Genomic DNA, 20,800 nt, shown 5'->3' on the forward strand with positions numbered 1-20,800 from the left:
GTTCTCGTGCCGGACAGAACGCCGACTAGAGAAGAAAAGCGCTCCGCGCCGGAACGGCGGGAGCGCTTTTTTGTACGAGGAGCCCGGTTGAAATTACGCGTCATTCAATGCGTGATCTGCCCCATCTTGCCTGACTGGTAGTCGAGCACCGCCTGACGGATTTCCGCTTCGCTGTTCATCACGAACGGACCGTAGCGCACCACCGGTTCCTTCAGCGGTACGCCGCCGAGCAGCAGCACGTCGAGCGGCTCGTTGCCGGCTGCGAACGTCACCGTGTCGCCGTCGTCGTTGAACACGACCATCTGCCGCGCGTCGACCTCGTGCCCGTCTTCACCGTAAAAGCCCTTGCCGGACAGCGAATACGCGAACACGCGATAGTCGCGCGGCACCGGATGAACGATCCTCGCGCCCGGCTGCAGCGTGAAATGCTGATACAGGATCGGCGTGTGGGTCTCGATCGCCGCCTTGACGCCAAGCGCTTCGCCCGCGATCACTTTCACGCGCACTGTGCCGTCATCCGATGTCGCAACCGGAATACGCGCCGACGGAATCTCCTGATAGCGCGGTGCGGTCATCTTGTCGCTGCGCGGCAGGTTCACCCACAGCTGCAGCCCATGCACGCGACCGCCGGTGCGGGTAAATTCCGGGTCGGGCATCTCACTGTGCACGACGCCCGAGCCTGCGGTCATCCATTGCACGTCGCCTGCGCGCAGCGTGCCTGAGTGGCCCGCCGAATCCTTGTGGCCGAATTGTCCTTCGAGCGCGTACGTGACCGTTTCGAAACCGCGATGCGGGTGATCCGGCGCACCTTTCGCTTCGCCGGGTGCGTAGTCGACCGGTCCCATTTCGTCGAGCAGCAGGAACGGATCGAAGTCCATCAAGAGACGCGTCGGAAACGGACGGTGGACGATAAAACCGCCGCCTTCCGTCGTCCGAACGGCGGGAAACGTGCGCTCGATCGTGCGGGTCGTGGTCATCACAGTCGCCTTAAAAAATTGGGGAATAGCGTCATTTTTGAAACATGGAGCTATTATAGGGACCGTTTACGCCAGTGCCAGCCGTCCGGCCGCAATGGATTGTTCTGAAAATGGAACGATGACATGAATATCGATTCGCACAACCTGAACGACCTGATGTACTTTTCGCAGGTCGTCGAACACGGCGGCTTTTCCGCCGCCGAGCGGGTGCTCGGGATTTCGAAGTCGCGGTTGTCGCGGCGGTTGACCGAGCTGGAAGCGTCGCTCGGCGTCCGTTTGCTGCAGCGCTCGACCCGCAAGCTCGCGTTGACCGAAGCGGGGCAATTGTTCTACCAGCATTGCCAGGCGATGCTGCAGGAAGCGCGCACCGCGGTGAACGTCGTGCAGCAGCTGCGCGCGTCGCCGCGTGGCACGGTGCGCGTCAGCGTACCGGTCACGCTGTCGCAGACGATGATGGCGCAGATCCTGCCGGAATTCATGCATCGCTACCCGGAAGTGCGCATCGTGATGCGCGTGACCAATCGCGTCGTGGATCTGTTCGAAGATTCCGTCGACGTCGCGTTGCGGGTGCGCTCCGAGCCACCCGAAAACGCGAACATCGTCGTGCGCCCGTTATGGCGCACGCAGCAGATGCTGGTCGGCGCGCCGAGCCTGCTGAATCAGCATGCACCGCCGATGCAGCCCGCGGATCTGACGCACTTCGAAACGCTCGATACACCGACGGGCGACGGCCGTCACGTGTTCAATCTGATCGCGCCGGACGGCGCCCGGCACGCGCACGAACACGAGCCTCGTCTCGTCAGCGCCGACCTGATCGCGATCCTCGAAGTCGTGCTGGCGGGCATCGGCATCGCTGCATTGCCGGAGATGATGTACGGCGCCGCGTTGCGTTCGGGACAACTGTCACCGGTGATGCCCGGCTGGACGCTGCCGACGCCACAGCTGTATGCGGTCTTCCTGTCGCGGCAGGGGATGGTGCCGGCGGTGCGCAGCTTCATCGACTACCTCGTGGAAATGCTCGATCCTGACTCCGGCAAATACTCGGTGGGCGAGTGTCCGACGCGCGAATCGGTGCGTGCGGCGCAGGAGGCCGAAGCGTTGTGAGCGGTGCGCATCGCTTTTGGCATTTAAGCGTCGCCTGCGATGAGTACTTTCAATGGCTGTTTGCTTGAATGCGCCTCCGCGTCGACCTATATTTGAATCCCTTTCGTTAAGGAGTCTCTTGGCGAAAACTCATGGCCGCTATCATAGCGAGCCTGATAGGGCTGACCGCGCTGTCCGTGTCGATCACGGCTGTCGCATGTGGTGACTCCGGCCACACCCGTGGCAAGTGAACCCGCCGCCCGAATGCGCCGCGTGCGCACGAAAAAAGGCCTTCATCTGACGATGAAGGCCTTTTACTTTGGAGCGCGGTTTTTGCGTGCGTTTTCCATGCAGCCGCGCGGATCGCGCGAGGCGTTACCGCTTCGGCTGCGTGACGAAGCCGATCTTCGTCAGGCCGCCGGCCTGCGCTGCCGACATGACTTCCGCGACGGCTTCGTACGGCACCTTGCGGTCGGCGTTCAGGTGCAGTTCGGGTTGCGGTGTCTGCTGAGCGGCTGCGGCAATCTTCGTGCGCAGCGTCGCATCGTCGACTTTCTGCTCGTCCCACAGCACCGTGCCGTCCGCTTCGACCGACACGTTCACCTGCGCCGGCTTTGTGTCTTCTTTCTGGCTGCTCGCATGCGGCAGATCGATCTTCACTGCGTGCCGGATCACCGGAATCGTCACCATGAAGACGATCAGTAGAACCAGCATGACGTCGACGAGCGGCGTCATGTTGATCTCGTTCATCAGGCCATCGTCGTCGTCGCTGGCGAAAGGGCTCATTGCCATCGGAGTGCCTCGCGGATCAGTGGTTACGCGTGGCGAGACGCAGACCGTCGCCGCGCTTCGACGACGACAGGCGCGCGCCCGTCACGAAGAACGCGTGCAGCCCGTGTGCGAAGCGGTTCAGCTTGCTGACGATCGCCTTGTTCGCACGCGTCAGCGCGTTGTAGCCGAGCACCGCCGGAATCGCCACGAACAGACCGAACGCCGTCATGATCAGCGCTTCGCCGACCGGACCGGCCACCTGGTCGATCGACGTCTGGCCGGTTGCACCGATGGTCAGCAACGCGTGATAGATGCCCCACACCGTGCCGAATAGTCCGACGAACGGCGCGGTACTGCCGATCGACGCGAGGATCGCGAGTCCGCTCTGCATCCGCGCGACGCTTTCGTCCATCGTGTCCTTCAGGCAGCGTGTGACCCAGTCGGACACGTCCATCCGGTCGTGCAGATGCGGTTGCGTCTGATGATGATGGTCGGCGGCTTCCTGGCCCGACAACGCGAGCGCGAGGAACGGGTTGTCCTGCGGTGTAGACGAATGCGCACCGAGTTTCTTCACGCCGTCGGCGAGATCGTCCGAATGCCAGAACGCCTGTTCGGCGTTGCGCGTGAGGCGGTTCATCCGCACCACGTTCCAGCTCTTGATGACGATGACCGTCCACGACAGTACCGACATGATCACCAGCGCGAGTGCGATGCCTCGCGTGACGAAATCCCCTTGCGCCCAGACGTGGGCGATACCGTAATTTTGCATGGTCATTCCTTGATTGAAATCTGCTTCAGTCGTTGAGCCCGAACTCGAAGGGCTGCGTACGCGTCGCGAGGATCGGTTCACCGTTCTCGATGTACGGCCTGCACGTGGTCGCATGCATTGCTTCGAGGGCGGCGTCGTCGAGACGGCTGTAGCCGCTGCTCTTCGTCAATTCGATGTTCTGGACCTTGCCGGTCAACCCGACGACGAACTTGACGTACGCGACCCCGGTTTCGCCGCGCCGCGTGGACAGCGGTGGATAGTTGGGCTTGACGATGTCGCAGTCGAGATGGGCGACATTCTTCGGCGCGCTCATCGCGATCGTCGGACGTGCGGCCGGTACTGCGGGAGCCGGCGGCGCCGCAGGGGCCACGGGAGCCGGCGTGGGTTCCGGTGTCGTGATCTGGGTCGGCGACGGCGCTGCCGCCTGGGGCATAGGCGTCGGCGTGGGCCGCGGCTGCACCTTCGGCTTTACGTGCGGGACCGGCGGCGTGGGCAACGGCCGCGCGGGAGACTGGATTGCCGCGGGTGTGGCGACTGGAGGCGGTAGCAGCTCCGCGGTGATCGACTGCAGTTCCGGTGGCCGTGCAACGGGTTCGCGACGAGCCGTCAGCACGACGATGAGCAACGCAGCGTGAAGCGCCGCGACGATGGCGGTCGCGACGACGGCACGGGAGTTCATTCGGATAGAGGATGCCGGGGTTGAGCCGGCCGGAACGGAATCCAAGGCCTGCATGTTAGCGTCGGTCGGCGCCGTCGATGCAGCGGGTGAGGCAAGGCAGCGTCATGTTCGGAAAATCAGCAGCGAGATACATAAAGTGGTCACGAACCCGATCAGCAATTCCATCTCGTACTCCTTGAAGTTGAGGACGGTAGCTGGCTGGTGTGAGACTGGCTTGCTGACGACGGTGAGACAGGACAACACAGGACAACGGAACGGCAATTTATAGATAGCGCCCGGTGCGCCGCGCGCGAACGGTCAGGCTGCCTTGCGTTCGTAGAACGTGAGCGGTGCCGTGTGCGTGTGACGCTCGACGCCGCAGCGGCTCGCGCACACGCCCGTTTGTTCCATCACGTCGCGGACCGATTCCTCGCACTTGCCGCAGCACGTAGCGACGCCAAGCTCGAACTGCAGTTCGTCGAATGAATCGACGCCCTGCGCAATCGAGGCACGGATTTTCCGGTCGGATACAGACTTGCACACGCAGACGATCATGGCGATACGCGATAGTGAACGTTAATGCGAATTATTATCAATTATGTTCGGTGCATTGGCAAGGGTGCAACATGGATTTTTGTAACAAAACCAGACCGTTAGCAGGGTCTACGGCCACCGGACCGGTCGGTCGGGCGTTAGCCAGATGGCAGCTGTGAGCTACGCGGGGAGGGAATCGGGCGAAACAGTGCGCCGGGAGGGGATGACGACGTGCTCGACCGGCGCATCGAGGTGCAGCAGCGTGGCGGCCAGTTGCTGCAGATGCGCACCGTCGCTGGTCGAGCATAGACGGGGCAGCGGCGACGTTTCGCCGTCCGCGAGCGGGGCGGCGCGCAGGCCGTGCTGATCCAGCACGCGCTCGAGCTGCCGCGCGATCGCGACGCTCGTGTCGATCAGTTCGAGCCGGTCGCCGACGATGTCGCGGATCGTCGCATCAAGGAATGGATAGTGGGTGCAGCCGAGCACGAGCGTGTCCGCGCCGGCGTCCAGCATCGGTTGCAGATAGCTTTGCAGCAGCGCGCGCAGTTCGGCCGAGTCGACGTCGCAACGCTCGATGGCCGCCACGAGCCCGTGGCCCGGCTGGCACAGGAAGCGGCAATCGGCCGCGTATCGTTCCAGCAACCCCTGGAAGCGCGCGCTGCGCAGCGTGACCTGGGTGGCGAGCACGCCCGCGACTCGGGTCTTCGATTGCAGCGCAGCCGGCTTGATGCCCGGCTCGACGCCGACGAGCGGAATGGGCAGCTTCTCGCGCACGAATGCGATGGACTGCGCGGTCGCCGTATTGCACGCGACGACCAGCACCTTCGCGCCCTGCGACACGAGCCACTGGCCGATCGCGAGCGTGCGGTCCGTGATGAAATCGTCGTCGCGATCACCGTAGGGGGCGTAGCGCGAATCGGCTGCGTACACGACCGGTTCGGCCGGCAGCAGCGTGCGTATCGCGCGCAGCACCGACAGGCCGCCCAGGCCCGAATCGAAAATGCCGACGGGCATACGCGCGTCGGCGGGCGAGGTAAGCGGAACGGCGGAGTCGGCCTGCGTCGGAATCATCGGTAGTGCGAGAGACACGAGAAATAAGGCAAGAAACGGAAAGAGATGCGAAAAGTGCCCGTATTGTACGGCGACCCGCGGCGGTCGCCGTAACAGGTTACGCGGTCACGATTCGATCGATCCCATGCCGGTCTGCTGATAGTTCTGGATACCGACCTTGTCGATCAGATCGAGCTGCGTTTCGAGCCAGTCGATATGCTCTTCGGTGTCGTCGAGAATCGTCGTGAAGATCTGCCGCGAGATGTAGTCGTGCACAGTCTCGCAATAGGCGATCGCTTCCTTGCAGGTCTTCTGCGAAATCTGCTCGAGCTTCAGATCGCACTCGAGAATCTCTTTCGTCTCTTCGCCGATCAGCAGCTTGTGCAGGTCCTGAAGATTCGGCAGACCGTCGAGCACGAAGATACGTTCGATCAGCAGATCGGCATGCTTCATTTCGCCGATCGATTCGTCGTATTCGTGCTTGCCCAGTTTGTCGAGACCCCAGTGCTTGTACATCCGCGCGTGCAGGAAGTACTGGTTGATCGCGGTCAGTTCGTTTTTCAACTGCGCGTTCAGATATTCGAGGACCTTCTTGTCGCCTTGCATGATTGTTCCTTGTGGGGCTCTTCTTCAAACCAGAACAATAAACGCAGGGCCTTAAAAAGCCAAGGTTCTGCTGTCTTTCGTGCATGCTTCTCAATTAGACCCAGGCTCTCAACTAGAACCAGAAAAAGAAAAAGCCGGAACCTGAAGGTCCGGCTTTGCACTGTCACACCAGAAGTATGCCGTGCGTATCAGACCGTCGCGACCGGGATCTTGCCGATCTTCGCCTGCCATTCCTTCGGGCCGGTCTGATGCACGGACGTGCCGCTCGAATCGACAGCGACCGTCACCGGCATGTCCTGCACGTCGAACTCGTAGATCGCTTCCATGCCGAGGTCTTCGAACGCGAGAACCTTCGCGCTGCGAATCGCTTTCGACACGAGATACGCCGCGCCGCCAACAGCCATCAGATACGCGGCCTTATGCTTCTTGATCGCCTCGATCGCGACCGGCCCGCGCTCGGCCTTGCCGATCATCGAAATGAGGCCTGTCTGCGACAGCATCGTCTCGGTGAACTGGTCCATCCGCGTTGCGGTGGTCGGACCCGCCGGACCGACTGCTTCGTCGCGCACCGGATCCACGGGACCGACGTAGTAGATCACGCGGTTCGTGAAATCGACCGGCAGCTTTTCACCCTTCGCGAGCATGTCGGCGATGCGCTTGTGCGCGGCATCGCGACCCGTCAGCATCTTGCCTGACAGCAGCAGCGTCTGGCCCGGCTTCCAGCTCGCGACTTCCGCCGGCGTCAGCGTGTTCAGGTCCACGCGCTGACTCGTTTCCGTATTCGGTTCCCACTGCACCTTCGGCCATGCATCGAGCGAAGGCGCATCGAGCTTCGCGGCACCGCTGCCGTCGAGCGTGAAGTGCGCGTGACGCGTCGCCGCGCAGTTCGGGATGATCGCGATCGGCTTGCTCGCGGCGTGCGTCGGCGCGGCCATGATCTTTACGTCGAGCACCGTTGCAAGACCGCCGAGCCCTTGCGCGCCGATACCGAGCGCGTTGACCTTCTCGTGCAGCTCGACGCGCAGTTCTTCGATCCAGTCCTGCGGGCCGCGCGCGATCACATCCTGGATGTCGATCGCGTCCATCAGCGATTCCTTCGCCATCAGCATCGCTTTCTCTGCGGTGCCGCCGATGCCGATGCCGAGCATGCCAGGCGGGCACCAGCCGGCGCCCATCGTCGGCACCGTCTTCAGCACCCAGTCGACGATCGAATCCGACGGATTGAGCATCGCGAACTTCGACTTGTTCTCCGAGCCGCCGCCTTTCGCCGCAACCTGCACGTCGACCTTGTCGCCCGGCACGATCTCGTAGTGGATCACCGCGGGCGTGTTGTCCTTCGTGTTCTTGCGCGCGCCTTCCGGCGGGCTCACGATCGACGCGCGCAGTACGTTGTCCGGGTTCAGATAACCACGACGCACGCCTTCGTTGATCATGTCGGTGACGCTCATCGTCGCACCGTCCCACCGCACGTCCATGCCGACCTTCACGAACACCGTGACGATGCCGGTGTCCTGACAGATCGGGCGCTTGCCTTCCGCGCACATGCGGCTGTTGGTCAGGATCTGCGCGATCGCGTCCTTCGCGGCCGGACTCTGTTCGAGTTCGTACGCGCGGCCGAGCGCCTGGATGTAGTCGAGCGGATGGTAGTAGCTGATGTGCTGCAGCGAATCCGCGATGCTCTGGATCAGATCTTCCTGTTTGATGACGGTCATGGCTAACTCACTGGGGAAGGGAATCTTTTTTAGTCGGGCTTCAGTCGAGCCCTGATCGTGCAAATTCGGTCGAGGTCAGTCAGGCGCCGGCGCGGACATCGGCACCGGATGCCGCGCGGCGAGTTCCTGGTAATGCTCGGGATGCGTATGCGTCGTGAGCCGGTCGATCCATGCCATCACGAGCGCCGATGCGAGGAACGCGACGTGGATCAGCACCTGCCACATCACTGCGTGCGTCGTGTGCTGGTCCGGGTTGATGAAGGTCTTCAGCAGATGGATCGACGAGATGCTGATCAGCGCCATCGCGAGTTTCACCTTCAGCACGCCCGCGTTCACGTGATCGAGCCATTCGGGTTCGTCGGGATGCCCTTCGAGGCCGAGCCGCGACACGAACGTTTCATAGCCGCCGATAATCACCATGATCAGCAGGTTCGAAATCATCACCACGTCGATCAGGCCGAGCACGACGAGCATGATGCTGGTTTCGTCGAGCGTCATCGATGCGCTGACCAGATGCCAGACTTCCTTCAGGAACAGCACGACGTAGACGCCCTGTGCGAGGATCAGGCCGAGATAGAGCGGTACCTGGAGCCAGCGGCTCATGAAGATCATGGCGGGCAGCGGACTCATCGGACGACGGTTTCTGCGAGGAGACGAAGGGCGCGCAGCGGACATAGGCGGTGGCAATAGTAAGAACGGGACAGCGGCGGGCCGCGACGGACGGGTTTGCTCGTGCTTGCTCGGGGGCTTCGCCGGCCGCGCCTGACCAGCCGTGGCCGGTCGCGCCGGCGGCGGACTGCGCGGAAATGCGGCGGGGAGCGGCCGAAAGCACACTGGGCGCGATATTGTACAGCGTCGAACGAGCGGGTCGCCGCGGCGGCGGCATAGGATTTGGCGACGTAAGTGTGGGTGGATTGCCAGCACGATCGGTGTCCCGCCGCGAACGTCGCGCCCACCGCGCCGCATCGGCGTCGTGACAGGCAGTGAGCAGCGGTTCAAGCTGGAATCGAAACGGCGAGTTCAGTTAGCATTGCAAGAGCGGCTGCATGGCGGAGTAAATGCCCAGTGCGTGCGCCCGCGTTATGGCGATACGATGCGAGGCAAGTAAGTGGCTGGTAAGTTGCAGCGCTTATCGTAGCGACGTCAGCGTGCATGGTGCGGCGCGGCATCGCGTGCACCATGCACGGAAGTATGCAACGGATGCAACACGTGCAGTGCAGGCTGCGCGAGGGTGGGAGACAGGCGTCGCGATACCACGATACGCGGCGTCCCCAGGATAGACGATACGGCGCGTCACCGGCGCGCCGGCACAGATTGACGGTTTCATCTTCACCAAGGGGTAGTCGATGTCTGCGATTGAATCTGTTCTTCAGGAACACCGTGTGTTTCCGCCGTCCGCCGCGGTCGTGGCGCAGGCGACGGTGTCCGGCATGGACGCGTACCGGGCGCTCGTCGCCGAAGCGGAGCGCGATTACGAAGGTTTCTGGGCGCGTCTCGCGCGCGAAACGTTGAGCTGGAAGAAGCCGTTCACGAAGGTGCTCGACGAATCGAAAGCGCCGTTCTACACGTGGTTCGAAGATGGCGAACTGAACGCGTCGTACAACAGCCTCGATCGTCACGTCGAAGCGGGTAACGGCAAGCGCGTCGCGGTGATCTTCGAAGCCGACGACGGCACCGTAACCCACGTCACGTACCAGGACCTGCTGCAACGCGTAAGCCGTTTCGCGAACGCGCTGAAGGCGCGTGGCGTGAAGAAGGGCGACCGCGTCGTGATCTACATGCCGATGTCGGTCGAAGGAATCGTCGCGATGCAGGCCTGCGCGCGGATCGGTGCGACGCACTCGGTCGTGTTCGGCGGTTTCTCGTCGAAATCGCTAAACGAACGGCTCGTCGATGTCGGTGCCGTGGCGCTCGTCACGTCCGACGAACAGATGCGCGGCGGCAAGGCGCTGCCGTTGAAGAACATCGCCGACGAAGCGCTTGCGATGGGCGGTTGCGAAGCGGTGAAGAGCGTGATCGTCTATCGCCGCACGGGTGGCAAGGTTGCGTGGCACGAAGGCCGCGACCTGTGGATGCACGAAATCGTCGCGCAGGAATCCGACCAGTGCACGCCCGAGTGGGTCGGCGCCGAGCATCCGCTTTTCATCCTGTACACGTCGGGTTCGACCGGCAAGCCGAAGGGCGTCCAGCACAGCACCGGCGGCTACCTGCTGTGGACCGCGCAGACGATGAAGTGGACCTTCGACTGGAAGCCCGACGACGTGTTCTGGTGTACCGCCGACATCGGCTGGATCACCGGCCACAGCTACATCACGTATGGTCCGCTTGCGCTCGGCGCGACCCAGGTCGTGTTCGAAGGCGTGCCGACTTATCCGAACGCGGGCCGCTTCTGGGACATGATCGCGAAGCACAAGGTCACGCTGTTCTACACGGCGCCGACCGCGATCCGCTCGTTGATCAAGTTCGCCGATGCCGATCCGAAAGTGCATCCGAAGAGTTATGACCTGAGTTCGCTGCGCGTGATCGGCACGGTTGGCGAGCCGATCAATCCGGAGGCGTGGGTGTGGTACCACGAGAACGTCGGTGGTGGCCGTTGCCCGATCGTCGACACGTGGTGGCAGACCGAAACCGGCGGCCACATGATCACGCCGCTGCCGGGAGCGACGCCGCTGGTACCGGGCTCGTGCACGTTGCCGCTGCCGGGCATCATGGCGGCGGTCGTCGATGAAACCGGGCAGGACGTACCGGACGGGCAGGGCGGCATCCTCGTCGTCAAGCGACCGTGGCCGTCGATGTTGCGCACCGTGTGGGGCGATCCCGAGCGCTTCAGGAAGAGCTACTTTCCGGACGAACTGGGCGGCCGCCTGTATCTGGCCGGCGACGGCAGCGTGCGCGACAAGCAGACTGGTTACTTCACGATCATGGGCCGCATCGATGATGTGCTGAACGTGTCTGGTCACCGGCTTGGCACGATGGAGATCGAATCGGCGCTGGTCTCGAATCCGATCGTGGCGGAAGCGGCGGTGGTCGGCCGACCCGACGATACGACCGGTGAAGCCGTCGTCGCGTTCGTCGTGTTGAAGCGCGAGCGTCCGGAAGGTGATGAGGCGGTAAAGCTCGCGAACGAATTGCGCGCGTGGGTCGGCAAGGAGATCGGGCCGATTGCGAAGCCGAAGGACATACGGTTCGGGGATAACCTGCCGAAGACGCGTTCGGGGAAGATCATGAGGAGATTGCTGAGGTCGCTCGCGAAGGGCGAGGCGATTACGCAGGATGTGTCTACGTTGGAGAATCCTGCGATTCTTGATCAGTTGGGGGAGACGCTTTGATGTGGGGGGCGCCGCGAGGCGCCTGATTTTTGTAGTTGTTTTTGCCTTGGCAGGCGGGTGCTTATTAGCGCCTCGCGGCGCAGGCGTTGCCCCTGTGCGGGGCGGCACCTACTTTCTTTGCCGCGGCAAAGAAAGTAGGCAAAGAAAGCCGCTCGACACGAAACTTCTCGTTTCCGGAGGCTTGCCGACGTGGCCCTCGCCTAAGTGGGCACCTCGTTCACCCAGGGTAGTGGTCCGAGACGAGATCCGCCCTCGCACCACACGCGTTAGTGACAAAGCCGTCATCCGTTCCGGCGAGCTTCGCCGCCGAAGGGCATAACACCCTCGGTCAATGCCTCTGCTTAACGCCTCCACTCACTATGTCATCGCTTTTCCCCAGTGGTTTCCCACGCAGACCCGGCCGCGCGCACACCAGTGCGCCGCGGGGTGGGCGGGCGCCTTGTCACTCAGTGATACCGCGCGAGGGACGGTCTCGTCTCGGACCACTACCGTGTCGGTGCGAGGGCGACACTTAGGTGCGGGCCATCTCGGGTTACGCGCGGAAAGGACTGGGTAACGTGTCGAGCGGCTTTCTTTGCCTACTTTCTTTGCCGCGGCAAAGAAAGTAGGTGCCGCCCCGCACAGGGGCAACGCCTGCGCCGCGAGGCGCGAAATCGCAGCCACCTGCCAGGGCAAACAGCAAAGATCAACGCCTGCGCCGCGAGGCGCGAAATCGCAGCCGCCTGCCAGGGCAAACAGCAAAGGGCAACGCCTGCGCCGCGAGGCGCTAAAACGTAGCCGCCTGCGAGGGCAAAAACCAGAGGGCAACGCCTGCGCCGCGAGGCACTAACAAGCACCGCGGCGCGGAAAGAAGGACCACAGCGCAAGCCAGGGAAACCAGGCGCCGCGCAGCGAGACGCGAACCGCTCGGCGGTACCTATCCTGATTGCCTCGATAGGCACTTTTTGTTAAACAGGCGCATGACCGCGCCACACGTCCCACAGAACCCCTTCGAACCCCCACCGGTATCGGCCGCGATGGCACACGCCCACCGCCGGTACTGGCGCTTCAACCTCGCACTGATCGCGACGCTGATGACGATCGGTTTCACGGTATCGTTCGTCGTGCCGCTCGCCGCGCGCAGCCTCACACCGATCCGCTTCGCCGGCTTCCGTCTGCCGTTCTACATGGGCGCTCAGGGCGCGATCCTGGTGTACCTCGCACTCATCGTCATCTACATCGTGCTGATGCAGCGCGCCGACCGCGTGCTGCAGGCGGCGCGCGATGCGGACAACGCCGCGCACGGCAACTGAGTCGATGAAACTCGCGCACCGGCTCGTCCGCTCCTACGCGCTCTACACGCTCGGCTTCCTGTTCTTCATCTACGTGATGTGGCGCATCGAAGTGGTGAACGGCACCGGCATGTGGATCGGCTACGTGTTCCTGTTTGTGCCGATCGCCGTCTATGCGGTGATCGGGCTGCTGTCGCGCACGTCGGACCTCGTCGAGTACTACGTCGCGGGACGGCGCGTGCCGTCCGCGTTCAACGGCATGGCGACGGCCGCGGACTGGCTGTCGGCAGCATCGTTCATCGGCCTCGCGGGCTCGCTCTACACGACCGGCTACGACGGCCTCGCGTACATGATGGGCTGGACCGGCGGCTACTGTCTCGTCGCCTTCCTGCTCGCGCCGTACGTGCGCAAACTCGCGCGCTACACGATTCCCGATTTTCTCGGCACGCGTTTCTCGAGCAATCTGGTCCGCGCGCTCGCCGCGCTCGCGGCGATTCTCTGTTCGTTCGTCTATCTGGTCGCGCAGATTCAGGGCGTCGGGCTGATCGCGATGCGCTTCATCGGCGTCGACTTCGCGATCGGCATCTTCTGCGGACTCGCCGGCATTCTCGTGTGCTCGTTTCTCGGCGGCATGCGCGCGGTGACGTGGACCCAGGTCGCGCAGTACATCATCCTGATCGCGGCAATCCTGATCCCGGTATCGATGATCGCGCACAAGGACGGGCTCGGCTGGGTGCCGCAGATCAGCTACGGCCGGCTGATGGAGCGCGTCGAGGCGCTCGAGCGCGAGGTGCAAACGGCCGCGCCCGAGCAGGCGGTCCGCGACGCGTACCGGCAGCAGGCGCAGCAGGTCCAGCAGCGGCTCGACACGCTGCCGCAGTCGTTCGTCGACGAGCGTAGCCGGCTGGTCCGCGAGATCGCCGATCTGCGGCGGCATAACGGACCGCTGCGCGACATCAGCCGGCACGAGCGCGATCTCGATGCGTTCCCGAAGGATGTAGCCGCCGCGCGCATCGTGTGGACGCAGCAGCGCGACGAACTGCTCGCGCGCGCATCGGCGCCGGTTCCGATGCACGAACCGTTTCCCGCGCCAGGCGAAGAAGAGCGGCGCGTGCACAGGCGCAATTTCCTGTCGCTGCTGCTGTGTCTGTCGCTCGGCACCGCGAGCCTGCCGCACATCCTCACGCGCTACAACACGACGACCTCGGTCGCGTCCGCGCGTCGCTCGGTCGGCTGGACGCTGTTCTTCGTCGCGCTGTTCTATCTGACGGCGCCGGTGCTCGCGGTGCTGATCAAGTACGAGATCCTGTCGAACCTCGTCGGCCACCGCTTTGCCGATCTGCCGCAATGGGTGATGCAGTGGCGGCGCGTCGAGCCTTACCTGATCAGTATCACCGACGTGAACCTCGACGGCATCGTGCGCTGGAGCGAGATCCAGATGCAGCCGGACATGGTCGTGCTCGCAGCGCCCGAAATTGCCGGGCTGCCTTACGTGATGTCGGGGTTGATCGCAGCGGGCGCGCTGGCCGCCGCGCTGTCGACCGCGGACGGCTTGCTGCTGACAATCGCCAATGCGCTGTCGCACGACGTCTACTACCACATGGTCGATCCGGCAGCATCGAGCCAGCGGCGCGTGACGATCTCGAAGATCCTGCTGCTTGGCGTCGCGCTGTTCGCGTCGTACGTCGCATCGCTGAACACGGGGAACATCCTGTTTCTGGTCGGCGCGGCGTTTTCGCTGGCGGCGTCGAGTCTCTTCCCGGTGCTCGTGCTCGGCGTGTTCTGGAAGCGCACGACGCGGCTCGGCGCGGTGGCTGGCATGCTGGCGGGGCTCGTCGTGTGCATCTACTACATCGTGTCGACGTATCCGTTCTTCACGCAGATGACGGGCTTCTCCGGCGCGCGCTGGTTCGGCATCGAGCCGATCAGTTCAGGCGTGTTCGGCGTGCCGGCGGGCTTCGTCGCTGCGATCGCGGTGAGCCTCGTCGATCGCAAACCCGATGCTTATACACGGGCGCTGGTCGACTATATCCGGCATCCATGAACAGCGATTTGCGCGGGCGTAGTGGATGGATATGAGCGGATCGCGACGCCGTCGGCCGAGGGGCGCGCAGGACCCGGCTGCGCGGAAACCTTCACGCCACCAAAGCCGCGGAGTCCGACTCCTGCTCTTCAAGTTCAGGCGCTGCCGTACGCGCATGTACCGAGCGATACTGTCTCGGCGCATAGCCGGTCATGCGCTTGAATGCATTGCTGAATGCACTCTCGGACGTATAGCCGAGCGAACGGCCAAGTGTCGCGACGGGGACGTTGCCGTCCTGTAGCGAACGTGCTGCCAGACGCATCCGCCACGCGGTGAGGTAGGCAAGAGGCGCGACGCCAGCCGCCGTTCTGAAATGAAGCGCGAACGTGGTCCGGGACATCGCACATTCCTTCGCGAGCGTCTCCAGCTTCCATTCCCGACCGGGTTCGCCGTGCATCAACCGCAACGCCGGAGCGAGGCGCGCATCCGACAGCGCGCGCAGCCATCCCGCCGGAAACGTCCCGGACCCAGCAAGATGCGCGCGCAGCAGGTGCACGAACATCAGCTGCGCAAGCTGCGTCGAGGCGATGCTGGCTCCGGGAAGTTCATCGGTCAACTCGCGGACCAGTCTTTCGATCAGCCATTTCAGGTCCGCTGCATGCGCCGACGATCCCCGCACATGAATGAGCGGCGGCAATGCACTGGCGAGAAAGTCGCCGTTCGTCGAATCGAGCAGCACATGTCCGCCCAGATGGATGCAGTCCTCGTTTTCGCCGAGCGTGATGAATTTTCTGGCCAGCCCCGCAAACAGCGGCGTTGCTTCGAGCGGTGTCACGTCAAGGTCGCTGGCGAGCACGAAAGCGCGTTTCGCCGACAGAAGGACCACGTCTCCCGTTTCGACCCGGACGGCTGCGTCGTCGCCGTCGACACGCAGCCAGCACGCACCCTTGACGAGGGCCGCGAATTTGATCTTGTCCGGGGCCGGAAAGCGCAGCGCCCACGATCCTCCGGCCGTGAAGCCGCCCGCGAGGACCGGCTGGGCACCCAGCAGCTTCAGTACGTCGGAAAACGGATCATGGGTCATGCCCGTACTATTGCGCAAGTAATGCGGCTTTTCAAGTATTCACTGTCCGGCTTTGAATGCTTAAAGTGCTCCCCATCGGCATCGGGTTACCTCGCTCTGCCATCACTCGCTGGGAGAAAAATATGCGTTACATCAAGCTTGGCAACACGGGTCTCGACGTGTCGCCCATCGCACTCGGGTGCATGACCTACGGTGAGCCGGGTCGCGGTCATCCGGTCTGGTCGTTGAACGAGGAGGCAAGCCGCCCGCTCATCAAACATGCGATCGAGTCGGGCATCAACTTCTTCGATACGGCGAACATGTATTCGCAAGGCTCCAGCGAAGAGATCGTTGGCCGTGCGTTAAGAGACTTCGCCCGTCGCGATGAAATCGTCATTGCGACGAAGGTTCGTCACCCGATGCACGCGGGCCCGAACGGTGCCGGTCTCTCGCGCAAAGCCATCTTCGCGGAAATCGACCACAGCCTGCGACGGCTCGGCACCGACTACGTCGATCTCTATCAGATCCATCGCATGGACGGCCGGACACCGATCGAGGAAACGCTGGAGGCGCTGCACGACGTCGTCAAGGCGGGCAAGGTTCGCTACCTCGGCGCGTCGTCGATGTTCGCGTGGGAATTCAGCAAGGTGCTGCATCTTCAGCGCACGCACGGCTGGGCGCGTTTCGTGTCGATGCAGGATCACTACAACCTGCTTGCCCGGGAAGAGGAGCGCGAGATGCTGCCGCTGTGCGCCGACGAAGGTGTCGGTACGATCGTCTGGAGTCCGCTGGCGCGCGGCCGTCTGGCGCGGGCTGCCGAAGCGGCCACCGACCGGTCCGGCAGCGACCCGTTCGCCGATCTTCTCTACACGCAGGAAGCGAGCGATCGCGCGATCATCGACGCGGTCTCGACTATTGCAGGCAATCGGGGAGTCAGTCAGGCACAGGTGGCGCTTGCATGGCTGCGGCGCAATCCGGTCGTCGCTGCACCGCTGGTGGGCGCCACGAAGCGGTCTCACATCGACGACGCTGTCGCGTCGCTGGACCTTGAGCTCAGTACGGAAGAGGCGACCTCACTCGAGGCGCCGTACACGCCGCGTCACGATTTTCAGGGTGTTTCCGATGACGCGGTGCTGGCCCGTCTTTCGGCGCAGATCGGTATCAAACCTGCGTGAGTCTGGGGCGGTCGCGAAGGAATCGATCGAGCAGGGTGCCCGGCTTGGGAAGAGACATCTGTGCATGCGCGCAGATGTCTTTCCGGATGGCTAGTTTCGTTTTATTGCCGATACGCATTCGACGTGAGCGAATCGTGGCGGTGGCGACGGTGGCATCAAAGCCGCCGTCGCCGGACCTCACGCTTACCAGCCCGGTTGCTGCTCGTAACCGTACTGGCCCGCCGGCGCGCCGCACGGGACGTACGCACGCTGATAGCGGTCATAGCAGTATCCCGGGGGCGGGCCCGCATACTGCGGTGCCTGCTGATACACCGGCTGGTACACCGGTTGGGCATAGACGGGCTGCGCGTAGACAGGCTGCGCATAGGCGGGCTGTGCGTAGACCGGTCCCGGGTTCAGTGCGGAAGTGACGACGGCGCCGAGCACCGCTCCACCGATCAGCGCACCGACGATATCGCCGCCGCGCCCGTGAGCGGATGCCTGTCCTGCCGCCGTCAGGCTGGCCACCATCAGTACTGCCGCTGCAATCTTTTTCATTTTGACTCTCCTGGTCCCGAATGGTCGGGAGCACGGGAATCATTGTGGGTGGGAATCGCTGAAACAGATGCAGCAGATGGTAACAGCCCATTACGGCCGTTACGCCTGCGTTCAGGCGCGCGGCAGCGTTGCAAGGTACCCAATGAGCACTCAGTGGGCGTAGCCCATGACCAGCGACTGATGTACAGCGAATCCCGCCATCGCACCGGCCGCGCTTGCAAACGTCACGCTGGCCATCGGGCTCGATGCATCGCCGGGAACGTAGACGCCTTCGATCGTCGTGTGCTTGAAGTTGTCCACCTTGACGAGCGCACCGAGCGGTCCCGCCTCGAATTCGCAGCCGAGTTGTTCCGCGAGCGGGCTCGACTGGTGGAATCTCGGTGCGGTGAGCAGCGCGTCGATCGGGACGACGCGACCGTCGGCGAGTTTGACCGCTTCGAGTGCGGGCGCCGCGCCGAGCAGCTCGACCACTGGCACGCGTTCGATGCGTGCGCCGCGGGCCGTCATCTGCGCCGTCTGCGCTTCGTCCGGTTCGAATACCCCTTGCGTGAAGTACGTCGTCGGCCCCCAGTCGGGCACGAGGATCCCGTGATGCGCCGATATCGCGTGGTTCGCCAGCACGCCAAGCTGGCGATCGCGGAACTCGTAGCCATGACAGTACGGGCAGGCGAATACCGTCGCGCCCCAGCGCGCCTCGAGACCGGGCAGCGGCGGCAGTTGGTCCGTGACACCGGTCGCGAGGATCAGCCGCGATGCCGAGATACGGAGGTCATTCGATAGCGCGACCGTGAACCGTCCATCGGCTTCTTTCTGCGCACGCTCCGCGTAGCCGTCGACGATCTCGACCGTCGAATAAGCAGCGATCTGTGCGGCGGCTTCGCGGAGGATCTCGCGTGGTGGTTTGCCGTCATGGCCGAGCAGCCCATGCGAGTGTGCGGCGAAGCGGTTGCGCGGCTGCCCGGCATCGACGAGCAGCACCTTGCGTCGCGCCCGGCCAAGCTGCAACGCGGCTGCCAGCCCGGCAAAACTGCCACCGACGATCACTACGTCGTGGGAAGTCTGCATCGTGTGTCCTTTCTCATGTCACGTAACTTTATGAGTTTCATGATAACGGGCGAACCCAAACCATGCAACTTATAATGTTGCATGAGGAGCGAACCGCTCCCGTGCCAGGTCAGAAATCAAGAAACCAGGAAACCCGCCGATGAGAAGCGATAGCCGGTTGTCGCGCATGCTGCACGTACTGATCCACATGGACCGGCACGATGCGCCGATGACCTCCGAAAAGATTGCCGGGATGCTGTGCACGCATGCGGTCGTCGTGCGGCGGATGCTGGGTGGCCTGCGCGATAGCGGCTACGTGCAGTCCGACAAGGGGCACGGCGGTGGCTGGGTGCTGACGGTGTCGCTCGACGAGCTGACGTTGCTCGACGTCTATCGCGCGCTCGGCGAGCCGCCGGTCTTCGCGCTCGGCATGACCGACGACGAAGCACAATGTCTCGTCGAGCAGGCGGTGAACGCGCGCCTCGCGCAAACGCTGGAAGCCGCGGAAGCGTTGCTGCTCGAACAGTTCGGCAATGTCACGGTAGGGGATATTGCGAGAGACTTCGAAGACCGCTTCGCGAAAAAAACGCGCGGCATGGAAGGCACGCAGCGCGCGCAGCACAAACCCCATCGCAGGTAGCGGCGACGCACGGTTCGATCCGCGCGCAGCACCGCTAGGCACCGCGCAGCTATCGCACAGTTACTGCGCCGCAGTCGTTTTCGCGATCGGCCCAGCCGCCGCCTTCGACGGATCGCGCGCATCGTGCAGATCCGCCGTCGACCAGCCGCCGCCCAGATCGCCGATCAGCGTCGCTGCATCGATCAGCCGTTGCTCCTGCACGTTCAGCGCGGTCTGCTGGTTGGTCAACTGGGTCGCCTGCGCGGTCGCCACGGTCGTGTAATCGACGGTTCCGGCCTGGTATTCGTCGAGCGTGATCTGCGCGCCGCGTGTCGCGTCGGTGACGGCGGCCGCCAGCACGTCGGCCTGCTGCGCGAGGATGCGCAGGCCGGCCAGATCGTTCTCCACGTTCTCGAACGCGGTCAGCACGGTGCCGCGATAATTGGCGACCGCCGCGTCGTAAGCGGCCTTCGCCGCAGCGACGTTCCCGCTGCGCTGGCCGCCGTCGAACAGCGTTTCCGACGCGCTGCCGCCAAGCGACCAGATGTAGTTCGTCACATTCAGCAGGCCGGACAGCGGCGACTGCGTGAAGCCGGCGGCACCCGACAGCGAGATCGTCGGATAGTACGCCGACACCTCGACGCCGACCGCTGCGTTCTGCGCAGCCATCTGGCGCTCGGCGGTAGCGATGTCGGGGCGGCGCTCGAGCAGCGTCGACGGCACGCCGACCGGAATCGACGGCAGTACCGGCATCGCGGTGCTGTGCGGGATGTCGAGCGCTTCGGGATTTTTGCCGACCAGCACCGCGATCGCATGCGCGAACTGCGCGCGCGACACGCCGAGCGCAATCAGGCTGGACTGCGCGCTTTCGAGCTGCGTGCGCGCGCTGATCAGGTTCGACGGCGCGACGGTGCCGGCACGGTCCTGATCGGTCACGACGTCGAGCGCATGTTGGTAGGCGGCGACCGTTTGCTGCAGCAGGTCGATGTCCGCATCGGTGGCGCGCAGCTGGATCACGGTCGTCGCGAGCGTGATTTGTTCGGACAGCGTCGCGTTCGCGAGCGTTGCCTCGCTGGCCTGCGCGGTCGCCGAGTTCTCTTCGATCGTGCGACGCACCTGGCCCCACACGTCGAGATCCCAACTGAGACTGCCTTCGAGCGAGCCCGAGTTGTCGATGGTGGCGCCGCGCGACACCCCGATACCGGTTGAACTGCTCGTGATCGAACTGCCGCTCGAACGCTGCCGGGTCCCCGTACCCGTCACACCGACCGTCGGAAACAGCCCGCTGCGCGCGACCTTGACCTCGGCGAGCGCCTGCTGGTAATTCGCGTAGTCCTGGCGCACGGTCTGATTCGACACCGACACCTGCGGCTCGAGTTCGTCGAGCAGCGGATCGTGGAACCCGGTCCACCATGTGCCCTTCGGGGCTTCGGCGGCCGGCTCGGCCTGAGTCCAGCCGGGCAGTTCGGTATATGTCGCCGGCACCGCGACCTGCGGCCGCTGGTAGTCCGGGCCGACCATACAGCCGCCGAGCAGCACGGTCAGCGCGGCGGCGAGGGGAGTGCAGGAGTATTTCATC

19 protein-coding genes are annotated in these 20,800 nt (G+C 63.7%); 6 read left to right on the plus strand and 13 right to left on the minus strand.

What is annotated here, in order from left to right; genetic code table 11:
- Positions 1–104: 104 nt before the first annotated feature.
- Positions 105–977 (minus strand): pirin family protein, encoded by an 873-nt coding sequence (locus ACREXZ_RS25910; protein ID WP_431766984.1) that lies wholly within the window; start codon positions 975–977, stop codon positions 105–107.
- Between the two features lie 123 nt (positions 978–1,100).
- Here ACREXZ_RS25910 and ACREXZ_RS25915 point away from each other — a divergent pair, with 123 nt between their 5' ends.
- The gene (locus tag ACREXZ_RS25915) at positions 1,101–2,081 is read left to right on the plus strand and encodes a LysR family transcriptional regulator (protein WP_431766985.1); all 981 of its coding nucleotides are present in this window, start codon (positions 1,101–1,103) and stop codon (positions 2,079–2,081) included.
- A 354-nt stretch (positions 2,082–2,435) separates the two neighbouring features.
- Here ACREXZ_RS25915 and ACREXZ_RS25920 read toward each other — a convergent pair whose 3' ends face one another.
- From ACREXZ_RS25920 to ACREXZ_RS25955, 8 genes are all read right to left on the minus strand, one after another.
- Positions 2,436–2,852 carry an ExbD/TolR family protein gene (locus ACREXZ_RS25920; protein WP_431766986.1) on the minus strand — a complete coding sequence of 139 codons (417 nt, stop codon included), beginning with the start codon at positions 2,850–2,852 and terminating at the stop codon, positions 2,436–2,438.
- A 16-nt stretch (positions 2,853–2,868) separates the two neighbouring features.
- Positions 2,869–3,600: a MotA/TolQ/ExbB proton channel family protein gene (locus ACREXZ_RS25925; RefSeq protein WP_431766987.1), complete on the minus strand. Its 732-nt coding sequence runs from the start codon at positions 3,598–3,600 to the stop codon at positions 2,869–2,871.
- 25 nt (positions 3,601–3,625) lie between these two features.
- Positions 3,626–4,333, minus strand: coding sequence for a TonB family protein (locus tag ACREXZ_RS25930; RefSeq protein ID WP_431766988.1), 708 nt, complete (start codon positions 4,331–4,333; stop codon positions 3,626–3,628).
- Between the two features lie 243 nt (positions 4,334–4,576).
- Positions 4,577–4,813, minus strand: coding sequence for a (2Fe-2S)-binding protein (locus tag ACREXZ_RS25935; protein WP_431766989.1), 237 nt, complete (start codon positions 4,811–4,813; stop codon positions 4,577–4,579).
- A 159-nt stretch (positions 4,814–4,972) separates the two neighbouring features.
- A complete protein-coding gene (gene murI, locus ACREXZ_RS25940) occupies positions 4,973–5,863 on the minus strand; it encodes a glutamate racemase (protein ID WP_431766990.1) in 891 nt (296 codons plus the stop codon).
- 105 nt (positions 5,864–5,968) lie between these two features.
- On the minus strand, positions 5,969–6,448 hold the full coding sequence (bfr, locus tag ACREXZ_RS25945) for a bacterioferritin (RefSeq protein ID WP_431766991.1): 480 nt from the start codon (positions 6,446–6,448) through the stop codon (positions 5,969–5,971).
- 188 nt (positions 6,449–6,636) lie between these two features.
- Positions 6,637–8,160, minus strand: coding sequence for a fumarate hydratase (locus ACREXZ_RS25950; RefSeq protein ID WP_431766992.1), 1,524 nt, complete (start codon positions 8,158–8,160; stop codon positions 6,637–6,639).
- A gap of 75 nt (positions 8,161–8,235) precedes the next feature.
- Positions 8,236–8,835 (minus strand): TIGR00645 family protein, encoded by a 600-nt coding sequence (locus ACREXZ_RS25955; RefSeq protein WP_431766993.1) that lies wholly within the window; start codon positions 8,833–8,835, stop codon positions 8,236–8,238.
- A gap of 671 nt (positions 8,836–9,506) precedes the next feature.
- Here ACREXZ_RS25955 and acs point away from each other — a divergent pair.
- The 3 genes from acs (at position 9,507) to ACREXZ_RS25970 (ending at position 14,804) form a co-directional block, all read left to right on the plus strand.
- Positions 9,507–11,489, plus strand: a complete 1,983-nt coding sequence (gene acs, locus ACREXZ_RS25960) for an acetate--CoA ligase (RefSeq protein ID WP_431766994.1) — start codon at positions 9,507–9,509, stop codon at positions 11,487–11,489.
- A gap of 959 nt (positions 11,490–12,448) precedes the next feature.
- The gene (locus ACREXZ_RS25965) at positions 12,449–12,781 is read left to right on the plus strand and encodes a DUF4212 domain-containing protein (protein ID WP_431766995.1); all 333 of its coding nucleotides are present in this window, start codon (positions 12,449–12,451) and stop codon (positions 12,779–12,781) included.
- 4 nt (positions 12,782–12,785) lie between these two features.
- The gene (locus tag ACREXZ_RS25970) at positions 12,786–14,804 is read left to right on the plus strand and encodes a sodium:solute symporter family protein (protein WP_431766996.1); all 2,019 of its coding nucleotides are present in this window, start codon (positions 12,786–12,788) and stop codon (positions 14,802–14,804) included.
- Between the two features lie 91 nt (positions 14,805–14,895).
- Here the strand turns inward: ACREXZ_RS25970 and ACREXZ_RS25975 are convergent, their stop codons facing one another.
- On the minus strand, positions 14,896–15,867 hold the full coding sequence (locus ACREXZ_RS25975; protein WP_431766997.1) for an AraC family transcriptional regulator: 972 nt from the start codon (positions 15,865–15,867) through the stop codon (positions 14,896–14,898).
- Between the two features lie 122 nt (positions 15,868–15,989).
- Between ACREXZ_RS25975 and ACREXZ_RS25980 the strand changes: the two genes are divergently transcribed.
- The gene (locus ACREXZ_RS25980) at positions 15,990–17,021 is read left to right on the plus strand and encodes an aldo/keto reductase (protein WP_431766998.1); all 1,032 of its coding nucleotides are present in this window, start codon (positions 15,990–15,992) and stop codon (positions 17,019–17,021) included.
- Between the two features lie 183 nt (positions 17,022–17,204).
- On the opposite strand, the gene ACREXZ_RS25985 is transcribed toward ACREXZ_RS25980, so the two are convergent.
- The gene (locus tag ACREXZ_RS25985; protein WP_431766999.1) at positions 17,205–17,558 is read right to left on the minus strand and encodes an ecotin precursor; all 354 of its coding nucleotides are present in this window, start codon (positions 17,556–17,558) and stop codon (positions 17,205–17,207) included.
- A gap of 150 nt (positions 17,559–17,708) precedes the next feature.
- Positions 17,709–18,623 carry an NAD(P)/FAD-dependent oxidoreductase gene (locus tag ACREXZ_RS25990; RefSeq protein WP_431767000.1) on the minus strand — a complete coding sequence of 305 codons (915 nt, stop codon included), beginning with the start codon at positions 18,621–18,623 and terminating at the stop codon, positions 17,709–17,711.
- Positions 18,624–18,762: 139 nt separating this feature from the next.
- Between ACREXZ_RS25990 and ACREXZ_RS25995 the strand changes: the two genes are divergently transcribed.
- A complete protein-coding gene (locus ACREXZ_RS25995) occupies positions 18,763–19,242 on the plus strand; it encodes an RrF2 family transcriptional regulator (protein ID WP_431767001.1) in 480 nt (159 codons plus the stop codon).
- A 60-nt stretch (positions 19,243–19,302) separates the two neighbouring features.
- On the opposite strand, the gene ACREXZ_RS26000 is transcribed toward ACREXZ_RS25995, so the two are convergent.
- Positions 19,303–20,799 (minus strand): efflux transporter outer membrane subunit, encoded by a 1,497-nt coding sequence (locus ACREXZ_RS26000; protein WP_431767002.1) that lies wholly within the window; start codon positions 20,797–20,799, stop codon positions 19,303–19,305.
- Between the last annotated feature and the right edge of the window lies 1 nt (position 20,800).

The organism is Paraburkholderia sp. (assembly GCF_050742655.1).
Taxonomy (GTDB): domain Bacteria; phylum Pseudomonadota; class Gammaproteobacteria; order Burkholderiales; family Burkholderiaceae; genus Paraburkholderia.